We start from the raw sequence: 3,252 nt of genomic DNA, 5'->3' as shown, positions 1-3,252 counted from the left end.
GGCGCCTCCGCGTCGGCCGCGGAGCTGCACCCGTCGTACGCGCCCGAGCTGGACATCAAGGGCGCCTACGCGGGCGCCCCGCCCGCGGACCTCGCCGAGGTGGCGCCGGGACTGGACGGGCACTACGCCGCGGCGTTCCTCGGGTACTCGCTGCTGTCGCTGGACGCCGCCTACGACGACATCGACATCCGTTCGGTACTCAACGCGGACGGGGAGGCGATGCTCGCCGAGGTCGCCGAGCAGTGCACCGGTGAGGCGCTGATCGCGCACGCCTTCACCCGGTCGGAGACGTTGACCGAGGACGGCAGGCCGCTGACCGAGTACCTGGACGAGGAGCCCTACGCCTCCCGGGTCGCCGAGCAGAAGCTGGGCGGGCGTGCCCCCGAGGTGCCGACCCTGGTGGTGCACAGCGTGCTCGACGACATCGTCCCGTACGCGCAGGGCAGGCAGATGGCGGCGGACTGGTGCGCGCGGGGCGCGACCGTGCGGATGACCACCTCGGCGGTGCCCAGCCACGTCGGCGGCATGCTGCGCGCCTACCCGGAGGCCGTGTCCTGGATCGGTGACCGGTTCGCCGGTGAATCCGCCCCGGACAACTGCGACGGTCTGCGCTGACCGCGGGCCGACCGGCCCTGTGGCCCCGGTGCCGCCACCGGGGCCACAGGGGCCAAGCGATCTTCGTCTCATCCGGCCGGTTGTCACCGGATGGTGTTGATCGGGGACGACCGGTCGGTCACAGTCGGGACGTGCCCATTTCGCGTACGTTCCGTATCACTCTCGCCACCGTCGGTGTCGCCGCCGTGGTGGGGGCGTGTTCGGCGGCGGAGGACCTCGGGATCCCGACCGGGAACTCCGGCCCGACCACCCCGGCCACCGCGACGTCCGGTCGGGGGGCCGATGCCGGCTCCTCCGGAGGTGGCGCCGACGAGGAGACCGCCCGTGCCCGGCTCGCCGAGCTGACCGTCGAGGAGGAAGGCACCCTCGACGGGTACGACCGCGAGGAGTTCCCGCACTGGAGCAGCCAGGGCGACAACTGTGACACCCGCGAGGTCGTACTCGAACGGGACGGCACGGACGTCGAGACCGGGGAGGACTGCTACCCCACCTCGGGCAGCTGGAAGAGCCCGTTCGACGGCGAGACCTGGACCGATCCGTCCGATCTCGACGTCGACCACATCGTGCCGCTCGCCGAGGCCTGGCGCACCGGCGCCGACGGGTGGGGCACCGACCGGCGGGAGAACTTCGCCAACGACCTCGACGGGGTCAACCTGCTCGCGGTGACCGACAACGTCAATCAGTCCAAGGGCGACCGGGGCCCCGAGGAGTGGCTGCCGCCGCTGGAGTCCTACCACTGCGAGTACGCCGCGCTGTGGATCGAGGTCAAGCACACCTGGGAGCTCACCGTGGAGCGGGCGGAGAAGTCCGCACTGGAGGACGTGCTCGCCTCCTGCTGAGCACCCGTCGGCACGACGGGCCGGGCCCGGCCCGTCGTGCCGACGCGACGAACCGCTTCCGTCAGGACAGGCCGGTCGCCTCGACCGCGGCCGGGTCGGAATCGGTGATGAGCTGTGCGCAACGGTCGTACTCGTCGCGCTCCCCGATCCGCCCCGCCGCCGTGGCCAGCGCGGCGGTCGCCCGCAGGAAACCCTGGTTCGGGCGGTGCGCCCACGGGACCGGGCCGAAGCCCTTCCATCCCGACCGGCGCAGCTGGTCCAGGGCGCGGTGGTAACCGGTGCGGGCGTAGGCGTAGGCCGCGACGTGCTCGCCCCCGGCCAGGGCGCGCTCGGCGAGCGCGGCCCACGCCTCGCTGAAGTCGGGATACTCGGCGGCGACCTCCGCCGGGTCGGTCCCGGAGTCCATCGCGGCCTCCGCGTCGGGCCGCTCGGGCAGTCGCGTGGCGTCGGGTTCGAGGAGATTGCCGTGCGTCATGGATGCCATTCTGCGGCACGGACCGCGGACACGAAGGGCCGACCCGGCACCGCCACCCACGGCGGCGACACCGGACCGGCCCGGACGTGGTGACCAGCGCGCGGACGGAGCCTCAGAGCTTCTGCCCCGCCGACTTCAGGCTCTGTGCGGCCTCGACCACGCGGTCGGCCATCGAGCCCTCGGCCACCTTGAGGTAGCTGCGCGGGTCGTAGGTCTTCTTGTTGCCGACCTCGCCGTCGACCTTCAGCACGCCGTCGTAGTTGCGGAACATGTGGTCGGCGATCGGCCGGGTGAACGCGTACTGCGTGTCGGTGTCCACGTTCATCTTCACCACGCCGTAGGAGACCGCCTCGTGGATCTCCTCCAGCAGCGAGCCGGAACCACCGTGGAACACCAGTTCGAACGGCTTCGCGTCGGAATCCATGCCCAGCTTCTCGGCGGCGACCCGCTGCCCGCGCCGGAGCACGTCCGGGCGCAGCTGCACCGCGCCGGGCTTGTAGGAGCCGTGCACGTTGCCGAAGGTCGCGGCGAGCAGGTAGCGGCCCTTCTCCCCGGCCCCGAGCGCGTCCACGGTCTTGAGGTAGTCGCCCTCGGCGGTGTAGAGCTTCTCGTTGATCTCGTTGGAGATCCCGTCCTCCTCACCGCCGACGACGCCGATCTCCACCTCCAAGATGATCTTCGCGGCGGCGGCGCGGTCCAGCAGGTCGGAGGCGATCTTGAGGTTCTCGTCCAGGTCGATCGCCGAACCGTCCCACATGTGCGACTGGAACAGCGGGTTCTTCCCGTTGGCGACCCGCTCCTTCGAGATGTCGATCAGCGGGTTGACGAAGCCGTCCAGCTTGTCCTTGGGGCAGTGGTCGGTGTGCAGGGCGATGTTGACCGGGTACTTCTCGGCGACGACGTGGGCGAACTCGGCGAGCGCGGTCGCCCCGGTCACCATGTCCTTCACCTTCTGGCCCGACGCGAACTCGGCACCGCCGGTGGAGAACTGGATAATGCCGTCACTCTCCGCCTCGGCGAAACCACGCAGTGCCGCGTTGAGCGTCTCGGACGAGGTCACGTTGATGGCCGGGTACGCGAACTCGTTCGCCTTGGCCCGGTCCAGCATCTCGGCGTAGACCTCGGGGGTCGCGATGGGCATCGATGTCCTCCTCGGATGCGGGCGCTTGGGCGGACCCTCCTTCCGGCGTACCGGCCGCCGGCGACACCACGCGGGCGCGCGTGGGCTCCGGGACGGGGTCCCTGCCCCGCATCCTACGAGGGTGGCCCCACGGACGCGGGTGGCCGTGACCCGGGGTGTGATCCCGGCCGGGTCACGGCCAC

The 3,252-nt window shown here is 71.2% G+C and carries 4 protein-coding genes; 2 read left to right on the top strand and 2 right to left on the bottom strand.

The window, feature by feature from the left end:
• Nucleotides 1-615, top strand: a 615-nt coding sequence (locus SACHA_RS0101480) for a lipase family protein (RefSeq protein ID WP_019806622.1), incomplete at its 5' end; no start/stop codon positions are given.
• A gap of 131 nt (nt 616-746) precedes the next feature.
• Nucleotides 747-1,454, top strand: coding sequence for an HNH endonuclease family protein (locus tag SACHA_RS0101475; protein WP_019806620.1), 708 nt, complete (start codon nt 747-749; stop codon nt 1,452-1,454).
• 61 nt (nt 1,455-1,515) lie between these two features.
• On the opposite strand, the gene SACHA_RS0101470 is transcribed toward SACHA_RS0101475, so the two are convergent.
• Both SACHA_RS0101470 and fbaA read right to left on the bottom strand, forming a co-directional pair.
• Nucleotides 1,516-1,929 carry a DUF3151 domain-containing protein gene (locus SACHA_RS0101470; RefSeq protein ID WP_019806618.1) on the bottom strand — a complete coding sequence of 138 codons (414 nt, stop codon included), beginning with the start codon at nt 1,927-1,929 and terminating at the stop codon, nt 1,516-1,518.
• 112 nt (nt 1,930-2,041) lie between these two features.
• A complete protein-coding gene (fbaA, locus tag SACHA_RS0101465) occupies nt 2,042-3,070 on the bottom strand; it encodes a class II fructose-bisphosphate aldolase (protein WP_019806616.1) in 1,029 nt (342 codons plus the stop codon).
• Between the last annotated feature and the right edge of the window lie 182 nt (nt 3,071-3,252).

The sequence above is a fragment of the Saccharomonospora halophila 8 genome, from assembly GCF_000383775.1.
GTDB lineage: Bacteria > Actinomycetota > Actinomycetes > Mycobacteriales > Pseudonocardiaceae > Saccharomonospora > Saccharomonospora halophila.
Note: the sequence above shows the minus strand (reverse complement) of the source record. Positions and strands in the feature narration are given on the sequence as shown.

What these genes read in the sequence shown, in the direction of transcription:
- SACHA_RS0101470 (WP_019806618.1), bottom strand. Translation starts at nt 1,929, where the DNA reads ATGACGCACGGCAATCTCCTCGAACCCGACGCCACGCGACTGCCCGAG.
- fbaA (WP_019806616.1), bottom strand. Translation starts at nt 3,070, where the DNA reads ATGCCCATCGCGACCCCCGAGGTCTACGCCGAGATGCTGGACCGGGCC.